Annotated in this window: 10 protein-coding genes; 7 read left to right on the top strand and 3 right to left on the bottom strand. The window is 70.1% G+C overall.

Annotated elements, in window-relative coordinates; translation table 11 throughout:
• Window positions 1-51: 51 nt before the first annotated feature.
• The 3 genes from ACYU7L_RS12350 to ACYU7L_RS12340 are packed head-to-tail and all read right to left on the bottom strand — an operon-like array spanning window position 52 to window position 4,526.
• The gene (locus ACYU7L_RS12350; protein WP_460796945.1) at window positions 52-2,532 is read right to left on the bottom strand and encodes a CaiB/BaiF CoA transferase family protein; all 2,481 of its coding nucleotides are present in this window, start codon (window positions 2,530-2,532) and stop codon (window positions 52-54) included.
• Window positions 2,529-3,296, bottom strand: a complete 768-nt coding sequence (locus ACYU7L_RS12345; RefSeq protein WP_460796943.1) for a 3-hydroxyacyl-CoA dehydrogenase — start codon at window positions 3,294-3,296, stop codon at window positions 2,529-2,531. The genes ACYU7L_RS12350 and ACYU7L_RS12345 overlap by 4 nt, the downstream gene beginning before the upstream one ends.
• Before the next feature lie 51 nt (window positions 3,297-3,347).
• Window positions 3,348-4,526, bottom strand: a complete 1,179-nt coding sequence (locus tag ACYU7L_RS12340; RefSeq protein WP_460796941.1) for a thiolase family protein — start codon at window positions 4,524-4,526, stop codon at window positions 3,348-3,350.
• Between the two features lie 148 nt (window positions 4,527-4,674).
• On the opposite strand from ACYU7L_RS12340, the gene ACYU7L_RS12335 reads away from it, so the two are divergent.
• The 7 genes from ACYU7L_RS12335 (at window position 4,675) to ACYU7L_RS12305 (ending at window position 13,680) form a co-directional block, all read left to right on the top strand.
• The gene (locus tag ACYU7L_RS12335) at window positions 4,675-5,829 is read left to right on the top strand and encodes an acyl-CoA dehydrogenase family protein (protein ID WP_460796937.1); all 1,155 of its coding nucleotides are present in this window, start codon (window positions 4,675-4,677) and stop codon (window positions 5,827-5,829) included.
• The gene (locus tag ACYU7L_RS12330; protein ID WP_460796935.1) at window positions 5,826-6,641 is read left to right on the top strand and encodes an enoyl-CoA hydratase/isomerase family protein; all 816 of its coding nucleotides are present in this window, start codon (window positions 5,826-5,828) and stop codon (window positions 6,639-6,641) included. Before ACYU7L_RS12335 ends, ACYU7L_RS12330 begins: the two co-directional genes overlap by 4 nt.
• A 39-nt stretch (window positions 6,642-6,680) precedes the next feature.
• Window positions 6,681-7,613 (top strand): enoyl-CoA hydratase-related protein, encoded by a 933-nt coding sequence (locus ACYU7L_RS12325; protein WP_460796933.1) that lies wholly within the window; start codon window positions 6,681-6,683, stop codon window positions 7,611-7,613.
• Window positions 7,610-8,650: an LLM class F420-dependent oxidoreductase gene (locus ACYU7L_RS12320; protein WP_460796931.1), complete on the top strand. Its 1,041-nt coding sequence runs from the start codon at window positions 7,610-7,612 to the stop codon at window positions 8,648-8,650. The genes ACYU7L_RS12325 and ACYU7L_RS12320 overlap by 4 nt, the downstream gene beginning before the upstream one ends.
• Before the next feature lie 215 nt (window positions 8,651-8,865).
• The gene (locus tag ACYU7L_RS12315) at window positions 8,866-10,125 is read left to right on the top strand and encodes an ABC transporter substrate-binding protein (protein WP_460796929.1); all 1,260 of its coding nucleotides are present in this window, start codon (window positions 8,866-8,868) and stop codon (window positions 10,123-10,125) included.
• 52 nt (window positions 10,126-10,177) lie between these two features.
• Window positions 10,178-12,976 (top strand): ABC transporter permease subunit, encoded by a 2,799-nt coding sequence (locus ACYU7L_RS12310; RefSeq protein ID WP_460796927.1) that lies wholly within the window; start codon window positions 10,178-10,180, stop codon window positions 12,974-12,976.
• Entirely contained in the window at window positions 12,973-13,680 is a 708-nt protein-coding gene (locus tag ACYU7L_RS12305; protein WP_460796925.1) for an ABC transporter ATP-binding protein, read from the top strand. The genes ACYU7L_RS12310 and ACYU7L_RS12305 overlap by 4 nt, the downstream gene beginning before the upstream one ends.
• Window positions 13,681-13,685: the final 5 nt, after the last annotated feature.

Raw genomic sequence — 13,685 nt, 5'->3', positions numbered from 1 at the left:
GAGGCGCTCGCGTGAGCGCCACTGCCGGGTCAGCCGTGTGTGGGTGATGGGTCAGAGGCCGACGACACCTCGGGTAGCCAGGTCGGCCACGGCCGCCTCGTCATAGCCGAGCTCGGCGAGGACGGCGGCGGTGTGCTGACCGATCGTGCATCCGGCGTCGGCCTTCGTCGCCGAGCGGGAGAAGCGCTGCAGGGGCGCCAGCCGGCGGTGCTCGTCGAAGATCGGGCTGACCGCCTCGACCGAATAGCCCGCCTCGAAGAACTCGTCGTCCTGGAGCACCCACTCGACAGTCTCCTCCGCGACCTCCACACAGCCGACGTCCTGGGCGGACAGCTCGTCCTCCCATTCGCGGCGGTCCTTCTTCACGAAGACCCCGGCGAGCACGTCGGCCAGTGCATCGGCGTGCTGGGCGCGCGCCTTGGCCGTGGAGAAGCGGTCGTCGCCCGCCAGGTCGGCGTACGGCGCGAGGGCGGTGACCAGCGGGTCCCACTCATCGCTCGCCGGCGCGGCCAGGAAGACCCAGCCGTCGGAAGCGGCATACATCCGGTAGAGCGGACCCAGTCCGAGGAAGTCCTCGTCGGGGGTGGCCAGCGCGGGACGATCGGCATAGCTGACGTTGTGCGAGATCAGCGCCTGGTGGGCGGTGCCGAGCATGGTCGTGACCATCTGCGGGATCTCCACGCCCTTGGCCCGGGCGTAGATCCCGAGCATCAGAGCCGTGCCCACACCGAGCGCGCCGACACCGTCGGCCTGTACGGAGGGGCTCGCGCCTGCGGCGTGCAGCCGCATCGCGGAGAGGTGCTTCTCGTCGAGATCGGCCGGGGCGGGGGCGCCCCCGCCGTCGACCACCGAGATGCCCGATGCCGCGCCGATGGTGGGGGCGTAGGCCGGCCGGCCAGCGTAGGGACCGTCGACGCCGTAGCCGGGCGCCGACAGGTAGACCAGGGACGGGTTGAGGGCCTTGAGGGTCTCCTCCCCCACACCGGTGCGCTCCGCGACGCCTCCGCGGAAGCACTGCAGCACCACGTCGACCTTCGCCGCCAGCTCGTGCACCAGGGCGAGGCCCTCGGGGTTGCGCAGGTCGACCGCGAAGCTCTCCTTGCCCTGCAGCACCTTGGCGCCCCCGGCCTCCGGGAAGGCGACGAGCTGCCGGATGTTGTCCCCCTCGAGCGACTCGATCTTGATCACTCGTGCTCCCATGTCGGTGAGCAGCGTCGCGCCGTAGGGGCCGGCGAACATGGTGCCGAGCTCGAGGATCGTGATCCCCTCGAGCGGAAGGCCGCGGGGAGTCTCCCCCTCCGGAACAGGCGTGGCAGCGGCCCGCTCGGCGGCCACCGCGAGCAGCGATGCGAGCTGGTCGCCGTGCTCCCCGGCTCGTGGCGCCCGGCGCAGCTCGGTGAGGGGTCGTCCTGCAGAGTGCACCAGCGTCGAGGGCTGGCGCACCGGACCGAGGTCCGGGTCCTGCACGGTCGCGACGCGCCCCTCCTGCACGACCTGCGGGTGCTCGAAGGATTCCTCCGGGCTGCGGAAGACCTCCGCACTGACGTCGGTGTTGCGCACGAAGGTCGCCCCCCACTCCTCGAGGCTGCGCTCGGCGACCTTGGCGAGCATCTTGTCCCACCACTCGACGCGCAGCTCGACGGTCGGGAGCATGGGGAAGCCGGCCCACTTGGGGTCGGCCAGATCCTTGGCCACGTCGAGCTCGGCGAGCCACGCCTGCATCAGCCGCGGGGCGGTTTGGGCGAACTGCAGCCAGGTCCCGTCCTTGGTCGAGGCGATGAGCAGCGCGTAGATCAAGTAGGCCTGCGGCTGGCCCTGCTCGTCATAGGCCGAGTCCATCGGCGAGTAGGCGCCCGGGAAGCGCTTGAGCACCAGCTCGTAGAACCAGTTGTAGGGATCCATCGACCCCACGGCACGCACCAGGTCGGACTCCACCACCTGTCCGCGGCCCGACGTCTCACGCTCGAGCAGCGCGGCGAGCAGCCCTTGGATCGCGGCCTGCGAGGCGGCGAAAGAGGCGTAGGGCGTGGAGATGTACGACGGGCCGGGGCGCAGGCTGAGCTGGCGCTTGGCGTGCATGACGCCGGCCTTGGCCATCACCAGGGCCTCGTAGCCCTTGTAGTGGCTCCACGGACCCTGCGAGCCCCATCCGGTGATGGCGGCCGTGACCAGGCGGGGGAAGCGCTCGGCCAGCACCTCGGGGGTGAAGCCGATCCGCTCGGCGGTGCTCGGGCGCATCGTGGTGATGAGGACATCGGCGCCGACCAGGAGTCCGCGCAGCGAGTCCAGATCCCCCTCGTCGCGCAGGTCCAGGGTGACGCTGCGCTTGCCGCGCAGCAGGCCGGGCCAGCCCGGGAGCTGGCGCAACGGGCTGCCCCCGGGCGGCTCGACGAAGACCACGTCTGCACCGCAGTCGGCGAGAAACTGGCTCGTCTGGGCCCCGGGCAGCGTGGTGGAGGTGTCGACCACGACCAGGCCGGCGAGCGGTCCCTCGGTCGGCGATGCGCTTGAGTTTGTCGTCGCGGCGCTCATCGAGGTGCCATCCGGATGGCGCCGTCCAGACGGATGACCTCGCCGTTCAGCATGGAGTTCTCCACGATGTGACCGGCGAGCGCCGCGTACTCCTCGGGCTGGCCCAGACGCGACGGGTGCGGCACCTGCGCACCGAGGGAGTCGATGGCGTCCTGGGGCAGCGTCTGGAACATCGGGGTGAGGAACAGCCCCGGCGCGATCGTGCACACCCTGATCTGGTGCTGGGCGAGGTCGCGTGCGATCGGCAGCGTCATGCCGACCACGCCGCCCTTGGAGGCCGAGTAGGCGGTCTGGCCGATCTGGCCCTCGTAGGCCGCGACGCTCGCGGTGTTGATGATGACGCCGCGCTCCCCCTCGGCCGACTCGGTGCCCTTGATCATGGCGGCGGCGGCAAGGCGGATCACGTTGAAGGTCCCCACCAGGTTGACCATGACGACTTTGGTGAAGTCGCCGAGCGGGAACGGTGTGCCGTCCTTGGCCACGACCCGGATCGCGTTGCCGATGCCGGCGCAGTTGACGACCGCGGCAAGCTGACCCAGCCCGGTGGCGGTGTCGATCGCCGCCTGCACCTGGGTCTCGTCGGTGACGTCGGTCGGCGCAAAGGCCGCCCGGCCCCCCAGGTCAGCCACGACCTTCTCTCCGGCCGAGTTGGGGAGGTCGACGATCACGACCGTCGCCCCCCCGGCGTGCAGCTTCCTCACGGTCGCCAGGCCCAGGCCCGAGGCTCCACCGGTGACGAGGGCGACTTTTCCGTCGATCTTCATGTGCTGTCCTTCTCTGTACTGACTCGGGAGGTGCGGAAGTGGGTTGGTCGCTCAGAGCCGCTCGATGATCGTGGCGTTGGCCATGCCGCCGCCCTCGCACATCGTCTGCAGGCCGAAGCGACCGCCGGTGGCCTCGAGGTGGTGCAGCATCGTGGCCATCAGCCGGGTGCCGGACCCACCTAGCGGGTGTCCCAGGGCGATCGCGCCACCGCAGGCGTTGAGCTTGGCGGGGTCGGCGTTGAACTCCTGGGCCCAGGCCAGCGGCACGGGCGCGAACGCCTCGTTCACCTCGTAGGCATCGATGTCGTCGATCGACAGCCCCGAGCGCTCGAGCGCCTTGTGAGTGGCGGGGATGACACCGGTCAGCATCAGCAGCGGGTCCGACCCGGTCACCGCGAACGTGTGGAACCGCGCCCGCGGGGTCAGCCCCAGAGCGGCCGCCTTGTCCTCGCTCATGATCAGCGCCGCGGACGCTCCGTCGGTCAGCGGCGAGGAGTTGCCCGGAGTGATGGCCCACTGGATCTCGGGGAACCGCTCGGAGAAGCCCGGGTCCTGGAACGCCGGACGCAGACCGGCAAGCCCCTCGGCGGTGGTGGAGGCGCGCACCGTCTCGTCGACGGTGTGCATCGAGCCGTCGGGCAGCGTCACGCCCACGATCTGGGAGTCGAACCCGCCCGCCGCCGCGGTCGCCGCGGCCCGCTGGTGGGAGGTCGCGGAGTAGGCGTCGAGGTCCTCGCGGGACAGCTTCCAGCGAGCGGCGATCAGCTCCGCGCCGATCCCCTGGTGCGCCAGCCCCTCGGGATAGCGCGCCGCCAGCGGCCCGTGGGCGTCGCCGCCCTGGGCGCTCATCCCCATCGGGACCCGGCTCATCGACTCCACCCCGCAGGCGATCGCGATGTCGTAGGCGCCGGCCATCACGCCCTGCGCGGCGAAGTGGGCGGCCTGCTGACTCGAGCCGCACTGCCGGTCGATGCTGGTGCCGGGCACCGACTCGGGGAAGCCGGCCACCAGCAGCGCGGTGCGAGCGACGTTCAGCGCCTGGTCCCCGGCCTGGCCCACACAGCCGGCGATCACGTCGTCGACCAGCGCCGGGTCCAGTCCGTTGCGCTCCACCAGCGCACGCAGCGTGGTGGCCAGCAGGTCGGCGGGATGCACCCCCGACAGCGCGCCCCCGGGCTTGCCCTTGCCGGAGGCGGTGCGGACGATGTCGACGATCACAGCAGAGGTCATGGCAGTTCCCTTGGCAGCAGTTGGGCCGGCACGCGAGTCGGCCATCTGGGTCTATCAGTTATCTGATTTAGCCCTTATTATGGCATGCATCGGAGGGGCACACCAGAAGCAGCCCGCCCCTCGCCTGCCAGCTAGGAGCGGAGTCGTCATGGATCGGGACCTCTACACCGAGGACCACGAGCAGTACCGCAAGGTCGCAGCGGAGTTCGTCGCCCGCGAGGTGGCACCGCACCTCGAGGAGTGGGACGAGCAGCGCGCCACGGGTCGCGAGGTCTGGCTCGCCGCCGGACGCCAGGGCATCGTCGGGCTGTCCGGCCCCGAGGAGTACGGCGGGCCCGGGCTCGACGACTTCCGCTACCGGATGATCGTGTGCGAGGAGATGGCCAAGGTCGGCGCCGCCGCTCTCGGCTCCAGCTTCTCGCTGCAGGACGACATCCTCATCCCCTATGTCACCGCCCTGGGCAGCCAGGAGCAGAAGCAGCGCTGGCTGCCCGGGATGTGCGCGGGCGAGCTGATCATGGCGGTAGCCATGACCGAGCCCGGCACCGGTAGCGACCTCAAGGGGATCCGCACCAACGGCGTCAAGGTGGACGGCGGGTGGCGGGTCAACGGCTCGAAGACCTTCATCACGTCGGGGATCCAGTCCGACCTGGTCGTGGTCGTGACCAAGACCGACCCGGCCGGCGGCACCGACGCCTTCACGCTGCTGGTGGTGGAGGACGGCATGCCCGGGTTCAGCCGTGGCCGCAAGCTCGACAAGGTGGGGCTCAAGGCGCAGGACACCGCAGAGCTGTTCTTCGAGGACGTGTTCGTGCCCGAGGCCAACGTGCTCGGCACCGTGGGCGGCGGCTTCCGCCAGCTGATGCACCACCTGCCCCTCGAGCGGCTCTCGATCGCAGCGATGGCGATCGCCGCCTCCGATGCGGCCCTGGCGTGGACGATCGAGTACGCCAATGACCGACAGGCGTTCGGACAGTCGCTGAGCACGTTCCAGAACTCGCAGTTCACGCTGGCCGACATCGCCACCGAGCTCGACGTGACCCGGGCCTACGTCGACAAGTGCGTACTGGCCCACAACGCCGGGACCCTCAGCGCGGTCGACGCAGCGAAGGCCAAGCTGTGGGCGACCGAGGTGCAGAACCGCACGGTCGACCGCTGCCTGCAGCTCTTCGGCGGCTACGGCTACATGATGGAGTACCCCATCGCGAGGGCCTATCTGGACGCGCGCGTGCAGAAGATCTACGGCGGCACCAACCAGATCATGCGCCAGATCATCGGGCGCGACCTCACCGGACGGCGGTGAGTGCACCCCTGGTCCGTGTCGAGACCCCGGCGGCCGGGATACGCCTGGTCACCCTCGACCGTCCGGAACGCCTGAACGCGCTGGACCAGGACCTCGTCGCCGACCTCAGCGCCGCGCTCGAGACGATCGCTGGAGACCGGGACTGCCGCGTCGTCGTGCTCACCGGGGCGGGGCGCGCGTTCAGCGCGGGCCTCGACCTCACTGGCTACGACACCGTCGATGCGGGCCGCGACGAACGGGACGGCGCCGCGCTCGCCGCTCTGGCCCGACAACGGGAGATCGCCGCCCTTCCCGAGCTCCTGCGCCGGCTCCCACAGCCGGTGATCGCCGCGATCAACGGCCCGGCGGTCGGGGGCGGACTGGCGCTGGTCTGCGCGAGCGACATCCGGCTCGCGGCCCAGCCGGCGCTGTTCGCGGTCTCGTTCATCACCGCGGGCTTCTCCGCCTGCGACATCGGCGTCTCCTGGCTGCTCCCCCGCCTGGTCGGCACCGGGCGCGCCCACGAGCTGATGCTCACCGGTCGCAGGTTCGGCGCGGCCGACGCCGAGCGCTACGGCCTCGTGTTGGAGGTGGTGTCTCCCGAGGAGCTGATCGACGCCGCGCTGGCGAAGGCCGGCGAGATCCTGCTCAACGCCCCCGCGTCGGTCGAACTGACCAAACAGGGGATGTGGCTCGCACTGGAGACCCCGACGCTGCACCACGCCATCGAGCTGGAGAACCGCCAGCAGGTCATCACCGCCATGACCGCGGACGCCGCCGAGGCGACTGCCGCGTTCCTCGAGCGTCGCCCGGCCGTCTACCACCACCGCTAACCACCCGCCGAGGCGCAGCCCCCGACCGATCGGACCCACGTGCTCCACACCGTCCTGCTCGACGTGACCGACGGGGTCGCGACCCTCACCTTGAACCGCCCGGAGGCGATGAACTCGTTCACCGACGCCCTGGAGGCCGACCTGATCGCCGCGCTCGACGCGTGCGACGAGGATCCGGCGGTCCGGGTGGTCATCATCACCGGCGCCGGGCGCGCCTTCTGCGCCGGCATGGATCTCTCCGACTCCTCCGAGGCGTTCGCCGTCTGGCGACGCGGGGAGTCGGCGCCGCCGGGCACGACGTACGACGTGGCGGGCGAGGCACTGCCCGTCCGACGCGACGGGGGTGGCCACGTGACACTGCGGATGTTCGAGATGACCAAGCCGCTGATCGTCGCTGTCAACGGGGCGGCCGTGGGAGTGGGGGCCACGATGATGTTGGCCGCCGACATCCGGCTGGCGGCTGACGACGCGCGCTTCGGCTTCGTGTTCAACCGACGCGGGATCGTCCCGGAGTCCTGCTCGACGTGGTTCCTGCCTCGGCTCGTGGGGATGCAGACCGCGATGGAGTGGGTGCTGACCGGCCGCGTGTTCGGGGCCGACGTGGCCCTCTCGCACGGACTGGTGCGCAGCCTGCACCCCCCGGACGAGCTGCTCGCCGCGGCGTACGCGCTGGCGAGGGAGATCGTCGACAACACGGCGCCGGTCTCCGCGGCGCTGGCTCGGCAGATGATGTGGCGGATGCAAGGTGCCGACCACCCCGTGGTGGCGCACACGGTCGAGACGCTCGCGATCAACTCGCGAGGCATGAGCGCCGACGTGGCAGACGGCATCGCGGCGTTCCTCGAGAAGCGGGCACCGGTCTTCGTCGACCGGGTGCCCGATGATGTCCCCGACGTGTTCGGGCCATTCCCGGCCCGCAGGTTCGACCCCCACCAGCTCGGCCGGATCGGCCACTCAGGAGGAACGCGATGAAGCTCGGACTCGGACTCGGCTACTGGGGTGCGGCGCAGCCGCCCGGGCAGCGTGAAGCAGTGGCGCTGGCCGAGGAGCTCGGCTTCGACTCAGTGTGGACGGCCGAGGCCTACGGGTCCGACGCCATCGCACCCTTGGCCTGGCTCGGCGCCCGCACCACGTCGCTGCGGCTGGGGACGTCGATTATCCAGATGTCAGCGCGCACCCCGGCGGCCACCGCCATGGCGGCGATGACCATGGACCACCTGAGCGAGGGACGCTTCGTGCTCGGACTCGGCGCCTCAGGCCCCCAGGTCGTCGAGGGCTGGTACGGCCAGCCCTACCCAAAGCCGCTGGCCCGCACGCGGGAGTACGTCGAGATCCTGCGGCGCGCGTTCGCCCGCGAGGTGGTGACGTTCCCGGGCGAGCACTACACGATCCCCTTCACCGGCGACGCGGCCCACGGCGCCACGGCCCTGGGCAAGCCGCTGCGTTCCACGCTGCACCCCGTCCGCACCGACATCCCTGTCCTGCTGGCCGCCGAGGGCCCGAAGAACGTCGCCCTCGCCGCAGAGATCGCCGACGGCTGGCTGCCCCTGTTCTACTCGCCCTACGACGACGCGGACTATCGCGCCAACCTGGCCGAGGGCTTCGCCCGGCCCGGCGCACGTCGCACGGCAGAGGACTTCGAGGTCGTCTGCATGGTCAACGTGGAGGTGGACGACGACGTGGAAGCGGCAGCGGATCGACTGCGGCCGTTCATCGCCCTCTACGTCGGCGGGATGGGAGCACGCGAGGTCAACTTCCACTACCGCGTCTTCGCCCGGATGGGCTTCGAGGACGAGTGCGCCCGGATCCAGGACCTCTACCTCGCCGGGCGCAAGGACGAGGCTATCGCCGCCGTCCCGCTCGCCATGGTCGAGAAGATCTCCCTGGTCGGCCCCGAGGCGAAGATCGCCGAGGAGCTGCAGGCCTTCGAGGACTCGCTGATCACCACGATGGTGCTCAGCCCCGAACCCAGCACCATGCGGCTGATTGCGCGACTGCTCGGGCGCTGAATCACCCGATTCTCGGACGAGGCCGTAGTTCCCCGTGCCCGGCACGTACCGATCCGCCGCGAGCGGTCTGGGAGGCGACGGGACGCTTAGGCCCTGAATTAAATCAGTTCACTCATTGACATGATCAAGCGGATAGTCCTTAATTCAGGGAACGTGTTCGTGGTGTGCATCACACCGACCCGTTGGGCCCGAATCCCTGACCGAAGGAAACCCGCATGCGCCTCCGCCCCCTCTCCCGCCGAAGCTCGAAACTGGTCGGTGCCTCCGCAGCGCTCGTCCTCCTGCTGGGCGTCACCGCCTGCAGCGAGGAGGAGTCCTCCAGCGCCTCGGACAACGACACCGCGGCCGCGGTGTCCGAGGCTCCCGAGGGCACGTTCCCGGGTACCAAGGCCGAGGGCGAGCCCGTCAAGGTCGGCCTGATCAACCCCGAGGACGGCCCGGCCATCTCCCAGCCTGAAGGCCGCGAGGCCGCTGAGGCCGTCGTGAAGTACGCCAACGAGCACCTGGGCGGCCTCGGTGGGCGTCCCATCGAGCTCGTGGTCTGCAAGGCCAAGGAGGACCCGGCCTCGAACGGCGCCTGCGCCAACGAGATGGTCGAGGAGGACGTCGTCGGCGTCGTCGTCGCGAACACCGCCAACGGCGAGTCCATGGCGCCGGTGATCACCGGAGCGGGCATCGCCTACACCGGCTACAACGGCACCAGCGGATCGGAGCTCACCGGCAAGAACGCCTTCCTGTGGACCGGTGGCGTCGCGGCCGTGATCAGCAGCTTCGCCAAGACCGCTGCCGCGGAGGGCGTCAAGGACTTCACTCTCTTCGGCACCGACAACGCCGCTGTGGTGGGCGCGCTGACCCAGATGGGCGAGCCGATCTTCAAGGCCGCCGGCATCGGCCTCGAGATCGTCCCGATCCCGCTCGGCACGCCGGACAGCACCCCGCAGGTGTCGGCCGGGCTCAAGTCAGAGCCGGGCGCGGTCGGCATCGTCGGCGACTCGAACATGTGCTCCTCCACCCTGAAGGCGCTCGACACCCTCGGCAGCGAGGTCCCCCGTTACGTGATCCAGTTCTGCGTCGAGGATGCGGCCGTCACTGCGGCCGGCGAGGCTGCCTACGACAACGCCTTCCTCTTCACCTCCGCCGACGGCGTGAGCGAGGACGACGAGGAGGCGCAGATCTACCGCGCCGTGATGGCCGAGTACGCCCCCGACCTCGACACCGCGGGCGCCGCCGTCACCGGCTATCAGTCGATGCTCGGCTTCATCCGCGCCGCAGCCGACGTCAAGGGCGATGTCACCGCCAAGAGCGTGATCGACGCCATCTCCTCGGCCAAGGACGTCCCGGTCCCGGTAGGCCACGGCGCCACGATGACCTGCGACGGTCAGCAGTTCCCCGGCCTCACCGCCATCTGCAACGCCGGCAGCCTGGTCGGCACGCTCGAGGGCGGCAAGGTCGTGTCCTACGAGCTCGTCGAGTGAGCTCCCCCGCCCTTCCGAACTGACTGACAAGCACTGAAGGACGTGGTCGCCGGTGACTGAACATCTGAACTTCCTCTTGCTGGGTCTGGGCAACGGCGCGGTCTACGCCGCGCTCGCCATGGCTCTCGTGGTGACCTTCCGCAGCTCTGGAGTCGTGAACTTCAGCACCGGCGCCATCTCCCTCTACGTGGCGTACACCTTCGGCTTCCTGCGTCAGGGCGAGTTCCTGATCCCGATCCCGGGGCTTCCGCTCTCGGTGTCCCTCGGCGGCAACCAGACCGTCGCCTCCGCCATCGTCATCTCGATGGTGGTCGCGGCGGCGCTGGGACTCCTGCTCTACGGCCTGGTGTTCCGTCCGCTACGCGGTGCCTCACCGGTCGCGAAGGCAGTCGCGAGCATCGGTGTGATGCTCGTGATCCAGGGACTGCTCGCCTCACGGGTCGGCACCAACCCGGTCCCGGTTGACTCGATCCTGCCTACCGACATCTACGACCTCGCCGGCGGCCGGGTCGCGGCCGACCGGTTGTGGTTCGCCGCCATCGTGATCGGCCTCGGCCTCGTTCTGGGCGCCCTGATTCGCTACACGCGCTTCGGACTGGCCACGCGCGCCGTCGCCGAGACGGAGCGGGGCGCCCTCGTCAGCGGCCTCTCCCCGGATCGGATCGCGGCCACCAACTGGGCCCTCAGCACGATGGTCGCCGGACTCAGCGGCATCCTGATCGCGCCGATCGTCCCGCTGATCCCGGTGTCCTACACGCTGTTCATCGTCCCGGCCCTCGCCGCAGCCATGGTCGGCGGCTTCAACAAGCTCGGCCCCGCCATCGCGGCAGGTCTCGCCATCGGCATGCTGCAGTCCGACGCGGTCTACCTCCAGACCACGATCGACTGGTTCCCCTCCACCGGGGTCGACAAGCTGATCCCGCTCGCCCTCATCCTCGGCATGCTGCTGATCCGCGGCGGCGGCATCCCCCAGCGAGCAGCAGTCGCTCAGCAGTCCCTGGGCCGAGCCCCACTCCCACGCAACCTTCCGCTGGCCATCTCCCTGGGACTGGTCGTTGCCGTCACGCTGCTTCTCGTCACCGATGGAGGATGGCGCACGGCGGTCGTCATCTCGATGATCCTCGGCGTCCTGTCGCTCTCCCAGGTCGTGGTGACCGGCTATGCGGGCCAGGTGTCTCTGGCTCAGCTCACGCTCGCGGGGGCAGGCGCGTTCCTGCTCTCCCGCTTCTCCACGGACCTGGGGATGCCCTTCCCGGTCGCTCCACTACTCGCCGCTGCCGTGGTGACCGTCCTCGGCGTGATCATCGGACTTCCGGCCCTGCGACTGCGCGGACTACCGGTCGCCGTCGTCACCCTGGCCCTCGCCGTCAGTCTGGAGGCGTTCTGGTTCCAGAACATCGACCTCAACGGCGGCGTCGAAGGGGCACCGATCGAGGCGCCCAGCCTGTTCGGCATCGACCTGGGGATCGGGGCGGGTCGCGAGTTCCCTCGACTCGAGTTCGGTCTGCTCTGCCTGGCCGTGCTCACCCTCGTCGCGATCGGGGTGGCCCTCCTGCGACGCAGTCGCCTGGGCGCCAGCATGCTCGCGGTCCGCGCCAACGAGCGCTCAGCAGCGGCCGCCGGCATCGACGTACGGCGCGTCAAGATCGCGGCCTTCGCGATCGGAGCCTTCATCGCCGGCCTGGGCGGTGCACTGCTGGGCTACCAGCAGCAGATCGCCACAGCGAGCTCCTACACGGCCCTCGGCGGCCTGGCTCTGTTCGCCACCGTCTACCTCGTCGGCGTCAGCTCGATCAGCGGCGGCGTGGTGGCCGGCTTCGCCGGATCTGGCGGCTTGATCTTCGTGGCCCTCGATCGTTGGGTCGAGCTGAACGAGCACTTCGCGACGATCAGCGGGATCCTGCTCGTGCTCACGGTGATCCTCAACCCGGAGGGCGCGATCGGCCCGGCCCACGAGCTGATCCGCCGCCTGCGCAATCGCAAGAGCCCCGACGCCCCCGCCGAGCTCCTCGTCGACACCGCCTCCGAGCCCGACGCCCAACCCCAGCGACCGATCGGCGAGACGGCTCTGACCGTGACCGGCGTCGGCGTGCGCTACGGAGGCGTCGTGGCACTCGACGATGTCTCCTTCGAGGTCCGCGACGGCGAGATCCTCGGCCTGATCGGACCCAACGGGGCCGGCAAGACCACGCTGATCGACGCGCTCAGCGGGTTCGCACCCGCCACCGGCTCCGTGCGGCTCGGCGACAAGATGCTCGACAAGCTCGCTCCGCACCGCCGGATCCGTGCCGGCCTGGGTCGCACCTTCCAAGGCATCGAGCTCTACGACGACCTGACCGTCGAGGAGAACGTCCGGGTGGGCACCACCGCCGCCCGCGGACGCAAGGACGCGGACCCCGTCAATCTCGACCGGCTGTTCCAGGTGCTCGGCCTGGCCGAGGTCTCCGACCGCCCCGTCGCCGAGATGTCCCAGGGCCAACGCCAGCTCGTGTCCGTCGCACGCGCCCTCGCAGGCGACCCCAAGGTCGTGCTGCTCGATGAGCCCGCAGCGGGCTTGGACAGCAAGGAGAGCCTCTGGCTGGGCCGCCGACTCCAGGCCGTGCGCGACGCCGGCGTCACCGTGGTGATGATCGAGCACGACATGGGCCTGGTGCTGGAGGTCTGCGACCGCATCGTCGTCCTCGACCTGGGCGAGAAGATCGCCGACGGCACCCCCGCTGAGATCAAGAACGACCCCACTGTGATCAAGGCCTACCTCGGCAGCACGCACTCCGAGCACGCCCACATCCCGGACCACGATCCCGCTGACATCCCCGCCCACGAGAACCAGGAAGCCGAGGTACTGCGATGACCTCCCTGCTCCAGTGCACCGACCTGTCCGCCGGCTACACCGGGTCCCCGGTGCTGCGAGGGCTCAACCTCAGCGTGGGCAAGGGCGAGGTTCTCGCCCTTCTCGGCCCCAACGGCGCGGGCAAGACCACCGCTCTGCTCGCACTCTCCGGACTGCACCCGCGCATGGGCGGACAGGTGCAGGTCGCCGGCGCCGACGTCGCGTCGGCGAAGCCACGGGCCGCCGCTCGGGCCGGGGTCGTCCTCGTGCCGGACGACAGGTCACTGTTCAAGACCCTCACGGTGGTCGAGAACCTGCGTCTCGCTGCGAGGAGCAAGACGAAGGTCGATGGCGTCTTCGACCTCTTCCCTCGCCTCGCGGATCGCACCCATGTCCTCTCCGGCCTGCTCTCCGGTGGCGAGCAGCAGATGCTCGCCGTCGGACGCGCCCTCGTCCAGGACCCCAAGGTGCTGCTCATCGACGAGCTCAGCATGGGTCTGGCTCCGGTCATCGTGCAGGCCCTGCTCCCCGTGATCCGGCGCGTGGCCGACGAGACCGGCACCGCCGTGATCCTCGTCGAGCAGCACGTCAGCCTCGCGCTCCAGATGGCCGACTCCGCGGTCGTTCTGGCACACGGCCACGACGTCCTGCGCGGAACCGCCGCCGAGCTGTGGGCCCAGCCGGATCGCGTGGAGTCCGCCTACCTCGGCGAGACCGCCGCCTGAGTCTC

This window comes from Nocardioides pacificus, assembly GCF_054775955.1.
This window is presented reverse-complemented; position numbering and strand designations above follow the sequence as displayed.